Genomic DNA, 17,868 nt, shown 5'->3' with positions numbered 1-17,868 from the left:
CCACCTAAAGGCGATCTAAAAGCTGCCCAAAATCGGACTTCCTCGATCGTGCTTGAGCATCCTTCAATCAGCCCGAATACCTAGAGAGACCCATGACAGCCGTAGACATTTTGGGGATTTTGCATCCAGGGCTAGCCGTTGTCCTTGTCTTCCCAATGATTGGCATTGTGTCGCGGGCCGCTTGGCAGGTTCGCCAACGTCGGCTTGCCAACGCCGCCGGTCAAAAATCAAAGATCCCGCCCAGCGTTGGCCTCGAACATGTGGAGATTGGGCGCTGGCTGACGGGATCGATTGTTGGCATTATTTTGGTTGCATTTGCCTACATTTTATTTGCAGACAAAACCAACCTGTTGGATGCAGCTAATTGGAGCCAAAAGGGTGGGCTATTGGCAACCCAATTAGCATTTTTTGGCGTAACGATCGGCTCATTAATTTGTTTGTATCGCTCCAGCAGCAAACAGTGGCGAGCCACATTTGCCACCCTGTCCGGCATGGGCCTAACCATCATTGCAGCCCAAGAAGGAATCTATCGCCGCGATCATGAATGGTGGGTTTCCCATTTTTACTATGGAACCCTGGCTGGCCTATTAATGATTTTTGCCCTGGCAATTTTGCCGGAAATTTACCGCAACAAGACCTGGCGCAAAGCCCATATTGTGGCCAATGTGGTTGCCCTGTTGCTGTTCTTAGGTCTGGGATTTACCGGCGCAAGGGATTTGTTGGAGTTGCCCCTCAGTTGGCAGAAGAGCTTTGTGTATGGTGGCTGCAATGCCGAAACTCAAACCTGCCAAGCGCCTGCCCCGCCAGCTCCATAGTTTGTAAGGGTGATCGTCCAAGCGATCGAGCCAAGGTCAGATATTGGGGTTACAACCCAATCGACTGTATCCAAATCGACGGCAACCGAATTAACCGCAAGGAATTAGCCACGCGATCGGGTAATTTCCACCGCAATTGTGCCTGCAAATTCTGGAATCGGTGCGGCTGGCTTCGTTACCCGCACCACCACCCGTTCCACCCCCTTCAGGGTCAACAGCCCATCAGCAATGTTTTGGGCCACCCGTTCAATTAAGTCCACCTTGGATTGGGAAACGGTTTGGCGGATATGCTCGATCGCTGCGCGGTAGTCCAACGTATCTTCAATGCGATCACTCTGGCCCGATGGAGCCAAGTCAATATCCAGCGTCGCATCCACTTCAAACCATTGCCCCAGAACTTTTTCCTCTGGCAAAAGTCCCGTGTAACCGTAGCATCGCACTTGCGAGATATAGATCCGATCCAAACTCTGAGCCAAGTTTTTTCTCCCTACCATTTCAAGTCAGCAGCAATTCAGCGGCACTGTTGGCAGTTTCAAATTTCCGCAGCTCCGATGCCTACGGCACGGAGACACCAGGGGCCATGACTTTGCCCCTTGCCTAGACCTTCTAGACCTGCCTAGAACTGCGTTGAGTCACTGCGTTGAGTGGCGGAAACTTAGTTGCTGAGGGTGCTGGGTTCCAACCGCTGACAAGCCGATAACCCCAAGCCGGGATCCGCTCGGTAGGCATCCGTTGGCACCCACACTGTCACCGAGCGATCGCCCATCACTTGGTAAAGATATTGCACCGTGGCATCAAACAACGGCCCCACCCGCAAGTTGGAAAAATCATCTTCGGCGCTTTCAAACCCAAACCGCACTACGATTTGTGCCAACAGGCAACCGGGAGTGTCGATCGACTCGCCTGAAATTTCCCGTTCCTGCCAAAACTTGTCTAGAAATGGCTCCAAAACCGGCAAAACCTTTTGAGGCTGACCATTCCGACTGGAATAGACAACTGCGGAATTGCCCTCAACAAGAATGTGACACGCCGTACCCATAACCGCGCCCAAAGACTGGTGAAAAGACCCAAATGCTTGCGACACATCCATCAAACCATCAAAACCGTCTTCATCTCGAAAAATTTTGAGTAGGATAGTCTGCGAGACCGCCCCAGCCCCGATCGCCCCGTGGATGTTGGCTGAAGCTTATGACCGAAGAAGGCCCCTAGCCTCCTTTCCTGAATTTGGCCCTTGGGCTAAACCGTTCAGGAAAGGGCCCGGCAACCCGGTTAGGAGATAACTAAGCGTTGCGGTAACACCATGACTGCCGCCACAATCCCCTAGACTTGGAAGCCAATGGGTTCCTCGCCCCAGCCCCCAGCCACCGTACAGGGTGCAACGGTGCGATGCAGTCCAACCGGCCGCCGATTTTCGTCGGGCCACCCTGGCCGTTGGCACGATCGTCCGTGGGGTGCTGAAGTCGCGCGAACGCAGAGTTAACCTCGTTAGATTTTTTCGATGGCAACGACGAACCCGCAACTGGAACGCGCCAAACAAGGCGACCCGGAGGCGATTGCTGCCTTGATGCGGCGATCGCTGGAACCCAAAGGCATCAACGTCCAAGCCGAAAGTGGTGGCGATGTGCTGCGTGTGGTGTTGGAAGGCTCCCAGCCTGTCAACCGCGAAGCACTGCTGGCCTTCATCCGTAAGGGGATGCTCCAGTTGGGGGTGAAGGGTCTCCGCTCGATCGCCGTGGAATGGCGGCAGCCGGGCAGCTTGCTAACCGATTGGACTGATTCGATTTCCCTCGACGACGACGAACCCTACGGCCTCGATGCGCTGAGCATGTCGCAAATCGAAGCACCCAACACGCCCCCCGTGGATATGGATGCGCTATCGGATGACGACAGCTACGGCGGCGGCTATGGCGCGCAGTACGGCATGGAAGATGACTCACTGCCCATGGATGATGATGAATCCTTGGAGTCAGAAGACAGTTCCGAGCCGGCCAAGCCTGCCAAAAAGGGCGGTGGCGGCGGCCTGATTGGGTTGCTGCTGGGGCTGATTGCCATTGGGGGCGGGTTGTATTACCTCTACACCAAAGGGCATCTCAACGAGGTGGTGGCCAGTTTGCCGCCGGAGGTGCAAGTTTATTTGCCACCCGTCACCCCAGAGTCAGCGGAACCGGCGATTACGGCCGATGGCACTGAGGCTCCGGCGACCAGTCCGGCCCCGGCGGCCGAATCTCCCGCCGCCAGCCCGGCCCCAGCGGAAGCGCCCGCTGCTAGCCCTGCGCCGGCCAGTCCAGCCCCGGCGGCCGAGTCCCCCGCCGCTGAAGCTCCGGCAGTGGTTCCCGCCAGCCCTGCGCCGGCCAGCCCCGCCGCCGGAGCCCCAGCAGCGGCTCCGGCGGCCAGCCCCGCTCCGGCCGCTTCGCCCGCAGCCAATCAACCGAATCCGGATTTTGCGGAAGCGGTGCGCAAGGCCACCAGCGCGGCCAAGTTAGCCCAAACGGCCAAGACCAAGGCGGAATGGACAACGGTGGCGGCAGAGTGGCAGGCGGCTTCGGCTCTGATGCAGAAAGTGCCGGCCGACAGCCCGAATGCTTCCATTGCTCAAAATCGGGCCCCGCAATATGCCCAAAACGCGGCGATCGCCCGGGCCAATGCCCAGGCAGCACCGCAGTAGCATGGCGGGCTGATTTCGATTCCGAATCAGCTTCAATTCAGAATCAGCACAACGAATTCCCCCTGCCTAACGATCCTTCCTGGGTCGCTTGGGTGGGGGGAGTTGATTTGGAGCCTGTCAATCTTGGGCTTGGGGATGGGGCGGCTGGCGCTAGGGGGTCGATTGTTGCGCGATCGCCCAAGTTTCCAACGCTTCCGCCAATCCATCAAGGGTATATTCCCGCGCTTCCGCATCGACACGATCGAACAGATCACGGCAAGTTTGGGAGGTTTGCGGCCCGATCGAGGCTAAGCAAGCCCCCGCCACCTGATCAATTTCAAAGCCTGCCCGTTGCAGCAGGATCAGGAAGTTTTTGACGGTTTTGGAGCTGGCAAAGGTGATGGCATCCACCCGCTTGGCCCGCAGCAGGGCGATCGCCTCAGGGGTGAGGGCTGCCGGACAACGGGACTCGTAGGCGGGTACTTCCCAGAGGGTGGCTCCTTGGTCGCTGAGTTCTTTGACCAGCACATCGCGCCCACCGGTTTCCACGCGCGGAAACAGCACGGTGCGATCGCGCAGGGATTCGGGAAAATGGCTCACCAGCGCATCGGCGATGAAATCCGGGGGGATGAAATCCGGCACGATGCCGAACTGCTGAAGACATTGGGCGGTTTTTTGACCCACCACGGCCACTTTGCAACGGGCCAGGGCGCGGCTGTCTTTGCCAGCAGCCTGAAGGCGGCTAAAAAATGCCTCGACACCGTTGGTGGAGGTCAAAATTAGCCAATGACAACGTTGGAGGTCAGCAATGGCCCGATCGAGCGGTTCCCAGGTGCTGGGCGGGCCAATTTCCAGGGCGGGCACTTCCAGCACTTGGGCCCCGGCGGTCTGAAGCCGGCCGGTGAAGCTGCCTGCCTGGTTGATCGATCGGGTCACGAGCACGGTTTTGCCCGCTAAGGGTTGGGTGATCGAGGGTCGGGGCATCGAGGGTTGAACCATTAACGGTTGAACCAAGGAAGGATGATCCACCGGGTCGATCTCCTCGGCTGGCCCCAACTCACGCAGCTCAGGCAGTTGGGGTAGCACAAACCCTTGACCCCAAGGAGCCAGAAAATCCCGCAGTCGCACCACTTCCCCCACCACCACCACGGCCGGCGAGAGGGAAATGCGCTCCGTTTGCAGGGCGATCGATTCCAGCGTGCCCGTCCAAACCTGTTGCTGGGGAGTGGCGGCGGCGCGAATGACGGCCACGGGCGTGACGGACGATCGACCGTGGCGAATCAGTTGGCGGGTAATTTCCGGGAGCGATCGGCCCGCCATCAAAAACACGAGGGTTTCCAGTTGGGCCAGGGCTTCCCAGTGCAACTCATCGGGTTCATGGGCACTGGCCACGGCGAAGCAACGACTCAGCACCGCATCGGTGAGGGGAATGCCCGCCAGCAGCGGCCCCGCCAGGGCACTGGACAGACCGGGAATCAGTTCAAAGGTTGCCCCCGCCGCTTGCAGGGCTTGGATTTCGCTGCTGGCACGCCCAAACACAAAGGGATCGCCCGCCTTGAGACGCACCACCCGCTTTCCCGATCGCCACTGTGCCACCAGCAAGCGATCGATCTCCGGTTGACTGGGGGAGGGCTGGCCGCCCCGTTTGCCCACGTCGATTCGTTCACAGGTGGCGGGAATCCAGTCCAACAGCGCCCGATCGACTAGGGCATCATGCACCAACACCTCCGCTTGGCGCAGCACCTGAGCCGCTTGCAAGGTGAGATAGGCCCCATGGCCGGGCCCGGCTCCCACCAAGGCCACGGGCGGGTTCACAACGGACGGGTCGATCGGGTTGGGCGAGGCTGTGGCCATGGTTGGCTCCTATACGCAACGGTTATTTCCAACTTCGCATATCTGCGGCCCGAGGCCGCCGACCCCCAGGGCTGCACCACTGCCTCCCGCCGAGTAGCCCAACCGATCGCCCCGCCGATCCGGGTTGAGATACCTTTTGAGCGATCGATGGAGTGAATCGATCGGTTAGATTGATTCAACCTGCTGCATCCCCGGTCTTGGTTATGGCCAAAGTTCGCCACACAGTTTCGCCCTCTGCACCCTGGAAACGGGCGGCTTCCCTGTCCCTGTCTGTGGCGGCGCTGTTGACCCTGGGCGGGGCGATCGCCCTGGTAACGACGGGCTTTGCGGTGGGAGTTCGCTCAATTGTTGATCCCGAGGCGGCTGCTTGGTTGGATCAATGGTTGCCCGCCACCGGAGGCATCACGCCCCGCGACCTGAAAACCGTGGCCCAACTGCGGGCGGAATTGACCAAGGGCAACCAACGGATGGGGGAAATTGTGCCGCTGGGTCGTCAATGGTTGGTGGCCACCGTGCGGCAACAGCAACCCAACTGCACGGCGGGGCCCCAATGTTGGCCGATCGTCCAGTTGCGGGCCTACCAGGCCCCGAACCCGGAACCCCAGGGCGATCGCCCCTTGGCCTATCGGCTCACCACGACGCTCGATTTGGAGGGGCCGCCGGAATCCTTGGTGCTGGCTCCTTTGGTTAAGGCCGGTGTGGCCACCAGCGGTTCCACGGATCCCTTGCCGCTCATGGCGGTGCAAGGCCTGAAGGGCGGCCCAGCGGGCGGCGGTTGGTTAACGGTGAGCGGACAATTGCCCCGATCGAACCAGCAACTTCGCTACGGCGTGATTGTGCATTTGAACATTAGCCGTTTGGGGCGACCGGGCCACCTGAGCGTCCAAGGCCAGTGGAGCAGCCCCAAGGATCGATCGCCCGTTTGGGAATCGATCACCGGCAATCGGGAACCGGAATTAATTGTCGATCAATCAGCCACCGATGCACCGGACTTAGCAATTTACCGAGCGATCCCCTCCGGGTTTGCGCCGGATCCCGTTTCCTTAGAACCGATCGTGCTGACGGAACCGTTGCTGCGATCGACCGATTTAACCGACTTAGCCCAATACCAAGAGGCCCTGAAGCTGGTCAAGCTGGAACTTTGGTCGCCGGCCTTAACCAAATTGCAGCCCCTGCGCGATCGGCTGGTGAATCGATCGCTGGTTTGGGACGATCGGGTACAGGCCCAATACGATGCCCTGCGCTACCATGCGGATCTGGCCCGGGTGCGAGCCGACTCACCCCAAAAAGATATCCCCAGCCAGATTTTGGCCGACCTAGGCGATAGCCGTTGGCAACGGGCGCTCGATCGCTTTGCACAAGCCTCCCTGGGGGATCAGGCAACGGTGGTGCGGTGGTTGCGTTCCGCCGAAGGGGAAAAACTGGAGCGACAGGTTAATTTGGTGCTGCAATTTGCCCCAAACCAAGCCTCTGTGATGTTTTGGAAAGCCACCACCCTAGCGGCGCGGCAAGGTCGTCCGGCGGCGATCGCCTGGTATCGCTCCCAGCCGGGCCAGTCCGTGGAGTGGGATCAACGGATCGATCGCTGGTTAGCCCAGGTTGCCACCGTCCCGCGTTAGGGCCACGGCCAGCCGGCCGCCCCCATTTCCGATAAGCTAGTAGACTGCAATTCAGTCCCAGCCACCCCGCCCGATCGACCCATGCTCCGAGCCGGAATCGTCGGACTGCCCAACGTGGGCAAGTCCACCCTGTTTAATGCCCTGGTTGCCAACGCTAAAGCGGAAGCCGCCAACTTTCCCTTCTGCACCATTGAACCCAACGTCGGTGTGGTTTCCGTGCCCGATGAACGGTTGCAAGTGCTCAGTGATTTGGCCAAGTCCAAGCAAATCGTCCCCACGCGGGTGGAATTTGTGGACATTGCCGGCCTGGTGAAGGGAGCCAGCAAGGGCGAAGGGCTGGGGAACCAGTTTTTGGCCAACATTCGGGAAGTGGATGCGATCGTCCATGTGGTGCGCTGTTTTGAGAATGACGACATCATCCACGTGTCCGGCTCGATCGACCCGATCCGCGACATTGAAATCATTAATCTGGAGTTGATCCTCTCGGACTTGGCCCAGGTGGAGCGCCGAGCCGATCGCGTCCGCAAACAAGCCCGCGCCAACAAAGAGGCTCAAGCGGAGTTGGTCGTGCTCGAAAAGATCCTGGCCGTCCTTGAAGATGGTCGCCCCGCCCGCCAAGTCAGCCTGACCGAAGAAGAGGAACCCCTGATCGCCACCTTGGGCCTGCTGACCCGCAAGCGGATGATCTACGCCACCAACGTTTCGGAAGATGACCTGGCCACCGGCAACCCATGGGTGGAGCAGGTGCGGGAGCTGGCCAAGACCGAAAACGCCCAAACGGTGATTATTTCCGCCCAAGTGGAAGCGGAATTGATTGAACTATCCGATGAAGAACGGGCGGACTTCCTCGATTCATTGGGCGTGACCGAGGGGGGGCTGAAGTCCCTAATTCGCGCCACCTACGACCTGTTAGGCCTGCGCACCTACTTCACTTCTGGCGAAAAGGAAACCCGCGCCTGGACGATCCATGCGGGCATGACGGCCCCCCAAGCGGCTGGCGTGATTCACTCGGACTTTGAGCGGGGCTTCATCCGCGCCGAAACCGTGGCCTACGCGGATTTGGTGGCGACTGGCTCTCTTTCTTCCGCCAAAGAAAAGGGCCTCGTCCGCAGTGAAGGCAAAGAATATGTGGTGCAAGAGGGCGATGTTATGCTGTTTAGATTTAACGTCTAGCCCTGCCCCGAATCACCGTAGCGCGGGCATCTTGCCCGCCGGTCGCCCGGTTATTTGGCCCATTTGATCCCATCGAATCGCAATTCCGCAGCAACCCGCCATGCACCAAAATTTCATGCCGATCGCCTACTACAAAGGCGAATTTATTCCCTTCGAGAATGCCAACCTGTCGATCGCAACCCACGCGCTGCACTACGGCACGGGGGCCTTTGGCGGGTTGCGCGGGATTCCTGACCCGGCGGATCCGAACACGATTTTGCTGTTCCGGCTCGATCGCCACAGCAAGCGCCTCAGCCAAAGTGCCAAATTCCTGCATTACGATTTGCCCGCCGACAAAATTCTTTGGGCGATCGAAGAATTTGTCCGCCAAAACAAACCGACCAAATCGTTTTATATCCGCCCCTTTGTTTACACCTCTGACTTAGGGATTGCGCCCCGTTTGCACAGCGTGGAAAAGAGCTTCTTTATCTACGGTTTGGAAATGGGCGATTACCTGTCCCAAGAAGGGGTGGCTTGCCGGATTAGCTCCTGGGTGCGCCAAGAAGATCGCAGCCTGCCGTTGCGCGGCAAAATCGCGGGTGCTTACATCACCTCATCCCTAGCCAAAACCGAAGCGGTGGAATCGGGCTTTGATGAAGCAATCATGATGAATTCCCAGGGCAAGGTGAGCGAAGCCTCGGGGATGAACGTGTTTTTGGTGCGCAATGGCACGTTGATTACACCTGGTTTTGAGCAAGACATCCTGGAAGGGATCACCCGCGACAGCATTTTGACGATCGCCCGCGATCGGGGGATTCCCGTTGAAATTCGCCCCGTGGATAAAACCGAATTGTTCATTGCAGATGAGGTGTTCCTCAGCGGCACGGCGGCTAAAATCGCCCCGGTGAGCAAGATTGAAAACTACACCTTGGGGAGCGATCGCCCCGTCACCAATCTGTTGCGAGACACCCTCACGGCGATCGTCGAAAATCGCGAACCGGCCTACGCCGATTGGGTTCACAAAATCGCGCTGTAAATGGCACGTCAAACATAACCAAAACTTGACTCAGCAAGTGATCGGAACAAGGGGCTTAAGCCCCTTGTCTTGTAGATATTTAGGGTAATGGACTACAAGCCAACGGCATCGGCGGCTTGACTTTCTTGGCGCAAATAGCTTTCGATAAATTGCCCCAAATCACCATTCATCACCGACTGAATATCGGTGGTTTCTAATTCCGTGCGCAGGTCTTTCACCAACTGATAGGGGTGAAACACATAGTTACGGATTTGGGTTCCCCAGGCCGCTTCCACCATGTCGCCGCGAATATCTGCGATTTCCTTGGCCCGCTGTTCTTGGGCAATCACCAACAGTTTGGCCTTCAACAGAACCATCGCTTTTTCTTTGTTTTGCAGTTGCGATCGCTCCTCGGTGCAACGCACGGCCAACCCCGTGGGTAAGTGGGTAATCCGCACGGCCGTTTCCACTTTGTTCACGTTCTGGCCGCCTTTGCCGCCGGCCCGCGAAGTGGTAATTTCTAAATCTTTGTCTGGGATATCCAGTTGAATGGAATGATCCAAAATTGGCATCACTTCCACGCCCGCAAAGCTGGTTTGGCGCTTGCCATTGGCATTAAAGGGCGAAATTCGCACGAGACGATGGGTACCCTTTTCCGATCGCAAATAGCCATAGGCGTAGCGACCTTGAATTTCTAAGGTAACGGATTTAATCCCCGCTTCGTCACCTTCAGAAAGCTCGCTGATCGCTACTTTATATTGTTGTTTTTCTGCCCAGCGGGTATACATCCGCATCAACTGCTCGGCCCAATCTTGGGCATCGGTTCCCCCAGCCCCAGCGTTAATGCTTAAAACGGCTCCTTTGCTGTCGTAGGGGCCAGATAATAAGCGTTGCAGTTCCCAGGCATCCAGTTCCGCCGCCAATTGATTTAAGGAGGTGAAGGCTTCCTGGAGGAGACCATCATCGGGTTCTAATTCCAGTAGCTCCAGGGCGGCGCGGCTGTCGTTGAGGGTGTTTTGCCAGCGATCGATCTGTTGTAGATCTCCCTTGGCATCATTTAAATCTTGCAAAACTTGCTGGGCCTGGCTTTGGTCGTCCCAAAAGTCTGGCTGGGCGGCTAGGTTTTCCAAGTCGGCTACTTTGGCGTTCAGAGCAGCTTGGTCAAAGACAGTCCTGAGCGTTGCCCAGGCGATCGCACAGCAAATCAATTTGGCGTTTCAGGTCTGAGGCATCAAGCATAGGGTCAAATTAGCAATTAAGGCGATGAAACAAGGTAATGAAACGGGCTAAACGCTGGGATTTGCGCTACTCATTTCTGTACATTTTCGTACAGGTTTGTGCGTTTTCGTTGGTCTTGGATCGGTTTTGGATCGGCCTTGGATTGGTCTTTGTGCGTGCTTACACATCTTGTTTTGCATGTCTTTGCAGGCCGCTGTCATTAGCACGATCAGCAAAGGGCGATTAGCAAACAGGATCAGTAAACAGTTGGCAAGGTCACAGCCTAAAGACTATAGCAATCCTGTGGCATTCTGCCTGCCTGCTTTTGCTGATGCGGAAGTGGAATTGCGATCGAATTGCGATCGACCGGTCTGGGCTGGGCTGTAGCGACAATCGAGCCGCCCCTGTAAGTTCTAGGCGAGCTGTGGGCACAATAATGCTGGGTCGTGGCAGCTTCAGAGGAGATGATCCCCTAAATCGATGCCGCTCCCCGACCGATTGCAGGGACTCTATAACCACCGAGCGATCGCCCACTGATGGGTTTCATCCCCTGTGGGGCGTTCGGGTGTTTCTGATAAGCTATCTGCCCAAATGGGTTTGTTTCTGAATGGCGATCTTTTTGAGTTCCATGCTTCAGAAAGGTGGCAGACTCGATCGCCAAATCTTAGAGGATGTCTGAACAGCGCCCCTAGGGACTTGCCGAATCCCGATGAGGACGAGGGTAAGGGGCTTAAACCTCTGATTTCGTTGATCGGCAGGGCAAGGATCGTCTCAATTTTGGCTTTTCAGACATCCTCTCAGGAGACAGTGACAGGTTCAAAGTTGCAATTCAGTGTGGTTGGTGCGCGATCGCTCCTAGGAGCTTGCAAACGCACTTTTCTGACCCAACGTATAATGAAACCGTTTAGGAATCATCAGTGGGCGTTGGCCAAACTTGCTCCTGATATGGCCTAATGGGTGGGCTGATTAATGGTTCAAGGGTAACGACCGAGCGGTTATTCCTAACGAGGCGATCGGGAACTTGAGAGATATGGAAGTGCAAATCCAAGATTGTGGTTGGTTTGCTAACCGTCATTTCTCGACATCGCCTATGTCGAATCCTGCCGGAGACTCTGGGGACGATATGGATTCGGATGAAACAATCACGACCAATGCCGACTTGCGAGAAGCGGAAACCACCATGGCCAAGCTGCTCCATGACGGTTTTGAGGCCTATCGAGAACGGCAGTTCAATCAGGCAGAACAGTTATTTGAGGCGTTGTTGACCTTGGCGATCTCGGTGAAGGATCACCATCGCGAGGAACGGGCCTATAACGGCCTGTTTTTGGGCTACTATGCCCGCCATCAGTATGAGCAAGCCCTGGACTGTGCGCGTCGCTGGCTGGCCACCACCCGGGCCCATGGCAATTGGCAAGGCCAAACCCACGCCTTGGCCCATTGGGGCAATGCTTGCCGTCACTTGGGCCAGTTTGATCGCGCCATTGTGTATCAACAGGAGGCCCTGGCGATCGCCCGAGATATGGGGGAGCTAGATAGCCAAATTGCCATCCTGAATAATTTAGGTTTGACCTACAAAGCCGCCGGGGACTATCCCAACGCGATCGTTTATCAGCGCCAAAGCCTGGATGCAGTGCGACAGGTGGGCGATCGGGAAGCCGAGCGGCAAGTGCTCAAGAATTTGGGCAATAGTTACTATGCCTGCGGCGACTACATCAGCGCGGTGGAATATTATGACCAACTACTGCGGTTGTCCTACGCCAATGATGACTATGCAACGGCGAACCAGGTTTTACGCAGTTTGGCGAGCGCCTGTCGGCATCTGGGCAATATGCAACAGGCCATTAATTACTGCAAGCAGCGGCTAACGGTGACGCGGGCCCTCAAGGATTTGCGAGGTGAAGAGCAAACCCTAGGAGCATTGGGTGTGGCCTACGATGCCCAGGCTGACTATGGCACGGCGATCGAGTATTACCAGCAACGGTTGACCGTTTCGCGCCTGATTCCTGACTTGGATGTGGAGTTACAGGCGCTAGCGAGTTTGCGAGTGGCCTATTACTCGTTGGGAAATTATGCCAAAGCCAATGAGTATGCTCGGCAGCGGGAGGCGCTGGTGGGTCACTCGCCCGATGACTCGGAGGTGGATAGCAGTGCGGTGGAAACCACGATCGGGATGCTGAGTGATGAGGCGAAGAGCTAGGGCCGATCGTCGTTTCTCGGAATCAATCGCCTGAAACCCTGATGACCTCGTTCTGCAAACCAATCAGCCGTAGGGGCAAGGTCTCCTCGCCCATTCCCGTGATCCTTGGGTGTTCCCAGGGGTGGACAGGGTTGTAGCGATCGCCCGGGTTAGGGGTGGGAGACCCAACCCCTACGGCGATGGAAATGACGACAGCCCCTAAGCCGCCTGATCGCCGGTTTGCAATCGCCACAATTCGGCATAGATTCCGTTGCGATCGAGCAGGTTTTCATGGCGGCCCGATTCCACTAATTGCCCCTGATCCATCACATAGATACAGTCCGCATTGCGGATGGTGGAGAGGCGATGGGCGATCGCGATCGTGGTGCGATTTTGGGTGATTTTATCGAGTGATCGTTGAATCGCCGCTTCGGTTTCGTTGTCCACCGCCGACGTAGCCTCATCCAAAATGAGGATGGGGGGATTTTTCAGAACCGCTCGGGCGATCGCGATCCGTTGCCGCTGCCCACCCGACAGCTTTTGACCCCGCTCACCGACAATGGTTTCGTAGCCCTGGGGAAGTTGTTGAATGAAATCATCAGCTTCCGCAATTTTGGCCGCCGCTAGAATTTCATCCGGGGTGGCGTGAAATGTCCCATAGGCGATGTTTTCAGCCACCGTTCCATGGAACAGAAAAACATCTTGACTCACCAAACCAATGGCTCCGCGCAAGCTTTCTAGGTCGATTTCACGGGTATCAATCCCATCAAGCAAAATAGCGCCATCGTTAATTTCATAAAGACGCAGCAGCAGCTTCACCAAGGTGCTTTTGCCGGAGCCAGTAGCCCCCACAATTGCAATCGTTTGACCAGCAGGGATCGTGAGGGAAAGATTTTGCACCACGGGCGATCGACCCCGATAGGCAAAGGCCACGCGATCAAGCACAATTTCGCCGCGAATCTCCGAAGGGGCAAAGGTTTTAGTCCCTGAATGGGCATCAATGGGCGTATCCAACAAATTAAAAATTCGCCGAATAGAAGCCATGGCTCGCTGATAGTTATCTAGGGTTTGACCCAAAGTAGTGAGGGGCCACAAAAGCCGCTGAATAATGAAAATTGAGGTGCTATAAACCCCGATCGACATGCGCCCCGCGGCCGCTTCCAAACCGCCCACCACCAAAGTGGCCGTGAACCCACAAAGGATCACCATTCGAATCAAGGGCACAAAGGCAGCGCTATAGGCGATCGCTCGTCGGTTAGAACGACGGTAGGCATTGCTATCGATCATCACCCGATCGTGTTCATAGCGCTCCGCCGTGAAACTTTTGATGGTTAAAATGCCACCCAAATTATTCGCCAACCGGGCACTGAGCAAGCCCACGGTTTCTCGCATTTCGGAATAGCGAGGGGCCAAATTTTTCTGAAAGGCGATCGATCCCCACAAAATAAATGGCATGGGCAACATGGATAGCCAGGCCACCTGAGGTGCAACCGCAAAAAAACTACCCCCAATGATCAAAACGGTCGTGGTCACCTGCAAAACATCATTTGCACCCGTGTCTAAAAAACGCTCCAACTGATTGACATCATCATTCAAAATTGAGAGCAATTCTCCGGTGCTGCGTTCTTCAAAATAAGCCAGCTCCAAGGATTGCAAATGGTCATAGACCTCCAATCGCAAATCATGCTGAATAGATTGGGCTAAATTGCGCCAAACGCGCTTGTAGGCATATTCAAAAACAGACTCCAAAATCCAAATCAGCCAGGTTAAAACCGCCAGCACCAGGAATTGCTCGGTGATTCCCTGAAGCCCCCAGGAAGCCAACCAGGAATCCTGCCGCTGCACCAATGTGTCAACGGCTAAGCCCAGCAAAGCTGGTGGAGCCAGGTCAAAAATTTTATTCAAAACCGAATAGGCTGTCGCTTGCCAAAGCTGACGGCGATATTGCGGCAGGTAAAGAAATAAACGACGAAGGGGATGCAAAGCCTGAGTCATGGGAAGGGGCAACGTAAAAGCAGTAATTAATTAACTCATCTTTTTTTCAGAGCGCGATCGAGAACTCCAAACTTCCGCAATGATGATAATTGCAGAAGCCATTAGGGTGCTGCCAAATAACCCTAGGGCTAAAACCTTGACCTTGCCACCAGAAGATGGCTTACGAGGCACAGTCGCTGGCTCTAAAATTCTGGTGCTGTTGTTGCGCTGTTCTTCCTTGACCAGGAGTGTTTGCAAATTGGAAAGTAGGGTTTCATAGGTTCCTTGGGCGGCCTTTAGCTTGCGTTCCAAATAACGCTGCTCTTGTTCAATTTTGGGCAAGCTACGGCTCCGTCGGAGATATGTCGATCGGCTATCTTCAAAGGACTTGAGTTTATTGACTGCGCTCACTCGCTCCGTTTCGGAGTTGAGGTATTGCTGAATTAAAGTCACCCGCAATTCCCCAGCCTGCAAGAAGCTGGGCGGAACCGCTTGCCGATCACCCAAAGTTTCTTGAATTCGCTTTTGCAAAATGTCTTGCAACTGCCGCTCCCGTTCCATTAACCGGGAAACCGTGGGGCTGCTGTCCGTAAAGCGCGATCGTTGCTCTGCGAGTTCTTTTTGGGTGTCTTGCAAATCCACCAAAACTTTCTGAACACTGGGGGACTGGCTGACGGCTGCCACCACCACAGCTTCCTGGGGAGAAAGATTGAGTTGACGGCGCAAGACTGTGGCTTTGGCCGCCGCTTCCATCGCTGCGGCTTCTGTGTTGGTAATTTGCTCATCAAGCAACCGCAGAGCCAGCACCGAAGTTCGCGCTTCCTCTTCTAAATTAATCACCTGATTTTGTTCTTTGAATCGCTGAAGTCTCAGTTCCAAATTTCGCAGTTGCTTTTCCACCTGTGGCAACTCGCGGGACAGAAAAATGCGAGCCTGAACGGTGTCTTCTCGGGCGATCGCCACGTTGTTATTGCGATAGACCTCAATCACGGAGTTCACAACCGCCGCCGCCAACTCTGGAGACTCATTGACATAGGTAATGCTGACCACATCCGTTGCGCCAATGATCTTGACTTCCAGCGCTGTCTTCAGCTCCCCTGGCCCTAAGGGTTCGCCTTTTTTATCTCGCAAGTCCAGCTTTTTGATGGTGCGCTCTAGTAATGGTTCCGAGAGCAAAATTTCCATCTGATTACTGATGGGACTCTGGTCAACCAACAGCGATCGCAGCGGATTATCCGACTCATCCCGTGCAAGACCCGTCAGCTCTTGAGTGGAGTCAATTCTGAAGAGAATCTTGGCTCCAGCCTCATACACAGGCTTCACGCGCCGAGCCGCCAACACAGAACCACCCATGCCCAAAATAAAAACACAAGCAGCCGGTAGCCAGGCCCGTTGACAAGCCTTAAGGATAAGCCCTAGGGGATTGAAGTCGATCGCCTCGCGGGATGTCTGGGACTGCATAGGGTTCAGGTAATGAAATCGAAGGCCGAGGGCTAGGCAGTTTATTGAATTACTGAAAATCGGGAACGCTGGGGGCCAATAGGCGACGCAGGTTCGAGAGATTATCCACAGGCGACAGCAACACCCGCAGGAAGTCCGTAATCCGGGTCACGCCATTGGTGTTAATCACCACGATGTCGTTGTTCAGCAACAGGGGATTGGTTTCCTCATTCAGGCCGGCTTGCAGGTCAATGGGGATGCGGCGGGCGGTGGCTGACCCATCGGGATTAATCCGAATCAGGTCAACTTGGCTGGAGACGGCGCGGGGGCGCAGGAATCCGCCGGCCGCCAAGACGGCCTGATTAAGGGTGGCATTGGGTGGCAGCTTGATGAGGCCGGGGGCTTTCACTTCGCCAACCACGTTCACCCCGATCGTTTCGGGGGCAAAGCTAGCCCGGGCCACGCGCGAAACCTCCTCAGAAGAAAAGGTGCTGGCCTTTGGAATCATCAGCATGTCTCCATCCCGAAGCAGGATATTTTGGCTGAGGTCGCCACTTTCCAGCAGTTGCCAAAGGTTAAGGGTTTGGTCTTGGGGAGTGCCGCTGGGATCTGAGCGCCGGAGGCGGATGTTGCGAATATCGGCGAGGGGGGTGATGCCGCCGGCCGCCACGATCGCCCGAGTCACGTCTGGCCATTGAAGGGGAAGCTGATTGGGCGCTACGTCCCGATTGCTGACCTCGATCGCGTAGGAGCCGGGCCGATTCACTTCCCCAGAAACGCCAATCCGAACCGGGCGGGGCGTTAAAACATTGACGGTGATGATCGGGGTCTTGACGAAGGGGCGATAGGCCTGGCTGAGGGCACTGGCCAATTGCTGAGGAGTTAAGCCTCGGGCCCGCACAGAACCAATCCAGGGCACGGAAATCGTGCCATCAACCAGCACCAGGTAGATACGATTGCTGAATTCGGGCACATCAAAAATTTCCACCTGTAGCCGATCGCCCGTATCCAATTGATATCCATCGATTGGGGGCTGAAGCGTTGGATCAAGCACGGAACCCGCCGAGGTGGACGTGGGAGCCGGAAGCAATCGGGGCAAAGGCTGGAGGGTTGCAGAATTCGGCGCGGAGTTTGGCGCGGAATCTGGCGTGGAATTGCCGGAGGTGGAGTGAGCCGATGGATTGAGGGTGGAATCGGGTGCTGCAACGCTGGAGGGGCCGTCGGGCGCACTGAGGGCCGGTTCATCAAAAGGGCCAAGGGGCTGGGCCGCCACGGGCTGGGCGATCGATCCCCAACAGCAACCACCCAAAATGCTAACAAGCAGTGCAGTTATTCGACTCGACGGCCGAGGGCTTTGAAGCAGGGCTGACATAGACAGCAGAGGATTGAGCAAATGCGCGGGCAAGGGTTTAAGTGACCATAGAACGGTAACTGCGCTGCAATGCACCCGATTCTTGAATGAGTTGCGTCAATGGAGCGATCGCACTGGTTGAGGGGTCTTGGTGGGCGGCCTGCGCCTCAATCCCAGTCACGATCGGGAATTGGGGCATTTTGAGGAATTTCCCAAGATTTGCCCAAGATTTGCCCAAGAAGTGATCGTTTCCAGGGAATCAACTACCATCGCGACCATCATAATCTGACCGATAGCGAGGATGGTGCTCAGGTTAACTCATCCATTACTCCCCCTGGGGATCGGCTGCAAGGGAACTTGCCCATCGCAGAATCCGGTTATTCTTCACGGGGCGATCGGGATCAATCGCAATCAATCCCCAAAAATCCAAGGGTTTCAGGGTTGCTGCAAGGGAAACCGAGGGGGGGTTGCGATCGGGATCCCTCGGCAACGGCTCGATCGATGGCGGGTCAGATGCCCCTTTAGATTGCACTAGTGATGATCAAGATTTGGTAGCAATTTTCACGAGATTCCCCGTAATCTTGCAGGGTTGACTCAAAATTCATCTTGC

Annotated in this window: 13 protein-coding genes; 6 read left to right on the top strand and 7 right to left on the bottom strand. The window is 56.1% G+C overall.

The window, feature by feature from the left end:
• Window positions 1-92 precede the first annotated feature (92 nt).
• Window positions 93-815 carry a DUF4079 domain-containing protein gene (locus tag H6F46_RS00855; protein WP_099534122.1) on the top strand — a complete coding sequence of 241 codons (723 nt, stop codon included), beginning with the start codon at window positions 93-95 and terminating at the stop codon, window positions 813-815.
• A 104-nt stretch (window positions 816-919) separates the two neighbouring features.
• Here H6F46_RS00855 and folB read toward each other — a convergent pair whose 3' ends face one another.
• Together folB and H6F46_RS00845 are read right to left on the bottom strand one after the other, a co-directional pair.
• Window positions 920-1,279: a dihydroneopterin aldolase gene (folB, locus tag H6F46_RS00850; RefSeq protein ID WP_099534150.1), complete on the bottom strand. Its 360-nt coding sequence runs from the start codon at window positions 1,277-1,279 to the stop codon at window positions 920-922.
• A gap of 191 nt (window positions 1,280-1,470) precedes the next feature.
• Entirely contained in the window at window positions 1,471-1,854 is a 384-nt protein-coding gene (locus tag H6F46_RS00845) for a histidine kinase (protein ID WP_190354795.1), read from the bottom strand.
• 459 nt (window positions 1,855-2,313) lie between these two features.
• Between H6F46_RS00845 and H6F46_RS00840 the strand changes: the two genes are divergently transcribed.
• Window positions 2,314-3,480 carry a hypothetical protein gene (locus H6F46_RS00840; RefSeq protein WP_190354794.1) on the top strand — a complete coding sequence of 389 codons (1,167 nt, stop codon included), beginning with the start codon at window positions 2,314-2,316 and terminating at the stop codon, window positions 3,478-3,480.
• A 150-nt stretch (window positions 3,481-3,630) separates the two neighbouring features.
• Here H6F46_RS00840 and cobA read toward each other — a convergent pair whose 3' ends face one another.
• Window positions 3,631-5,313: a uroporphyrinogen-III C-methyltransferase gene (cobA, locus tag H6F46_RS00835; protein WP_190354793.1), complete on the bottom strand. Its 1,683-nt coding sequence runs from the start codon at window positions 5,311-5,313 to the stop codon at window positions 3,631-3,633.
• Window positions 5,314-5,516: 203 nt separating this feature from the next.
• On the opposite strand from cobA, the gene H6F46_RS00830 reads away from it, so the two are divergent.
• The 3 genes from H6F46_RS00830 to H6F46_RS00820 all read left to right on the top strand — a co-directional run bounded on the left by H6F46_RS00830 (window position 5,517) and on the right by H6F46_RS00820 (window position 9,120).
• Window positions 5,517-6,932, top strand: coding sequence for a hypothetical protein (locus H6F46_RS00830; RefSeq protein ID WP_190354792.1), 1,416 nt, complete (start codon window positions 5,517-5,519; stop codon window positions 6,930-6,932).
• Between the two features lie 81 nt (window positions 6,933-7,013).
• Complete coding sequence (gene ychF, locus H6F46_RS00825; RefSeq protein ID WP_190354791.1) at window positions 7,014-8,105, top strand: redox-regulated ATPase YchF; 1,092 nt, start codon at window positions 7,014-7,016, stop codon at window positions 8,103-8,105.
• 100 nt (window positions 8,106-8,205) lie between these two features.
• Window positions 8,206-9,120, top strand: coding sequence for a branched-chain amino acid transaminase (locus H6F46_RS00820; RefSeq protein ID WP_190354790.1), 915 nt, complete (start codon window positions 8,206-8,208; stop codon window positions 9,118-9,120).
• Between the two features lie 92 nt (window positions 9,121-9,212).
• Here H6F46_RS00820 and prfB read toward each other — a convergent pair.
• Window positions 9,213-10,338, bottom strand: a protein-coding gene (prfB, locus tag H6F46_RS00815; protein WP_143473080.1) for a peptide chain release factor 2 whose coding sequence is annotated in 2 segments (ribosomal slippage) — window positions 9,213-10,262 and window positions 10,264-10,338 — 1,125 coding nt in all. Because the reading frame shifts where the segments join, the coding sequence is not laid out codon by codon here.
• Window positions 10,339-11,407: 1,069 nt separating this feature from the next.
• Here prfB and H6F46_RS00810 point away from each other — a divergent pair.
• Window positions 11,408-12,514, top strand: coding sequence for a tetratricopeptide repeat protein (locus H6F46_RS00810; RefSeq protein WP_158234476.1), 1,107 nt, complete (start codon window positions 11,408-11,410; stop codon window positions 12,512-12,514).
• Between the two features lie 198 nt (window positions 12,515-12,712).
• Here H6F46_RS00810 and H6F46_RS00805 read toward each other — a convergent pair whose 3' ends face one another.
• From H6F46_RS00805 to H6F46_RS00795, 3 genes are read right to left on the bottom strand one after another with little or no spacing between them, the layout of a single operon-like run.
• The gene (locus tag H6F46_RS00805; protein WP_190354789.1) at window positions 12,713-14,488 is read right to left on the bottom strand and encodes an ABC transporter ATP-binding protein; all 1,776 of its coding nucleotides are present in this window, start codon (window positions 14,486-14,488) and stop codon (window positions 12,713-12,715) included.
• A 30-nt stretch (window positions 14,489-14,518) separates the two neighbouring features.
• Entirely contained in the window at window positions 14,519-15,928 is a 1,410-nt protein-coding gene (locus tag H6F46_RS00800; RefSeq protein ID WP_190354788.1) for a GNVR domain-containing protein, read from the bottom strand.
• 49 nt (window positions 15,929-15,977) lie between these two features.
• On the bottom strand, window positions 15,978-17,279 hold the full coding sequence (locus H6F46_RS00795) for a polysaccharide biosynthesis/export family protein (protein ID WP_190354787.1): 1,302 nt from the start codon (window positions 17,277-17,279) through the stop codon (window positions 15,978-15,980).
• Window positions 17,280-17,868: the final 589 nt, after the last annotated feature.

The organism is Limnothrix sp. FACHB-1083 (assembly GCF_014696485.1).
In the GTDB taxonomy this organism is placed as follows: domain Bacteria; phylum Cyanobacteriota; class Cyanobacteriia; order CACIAM-69d; family CACIAM-69d; genus CACIAM-69d.
Note: the sequence above shows the minus strand (reverse complement) of the source record. Positions and strands in the feature narration are given on the sequence as shown.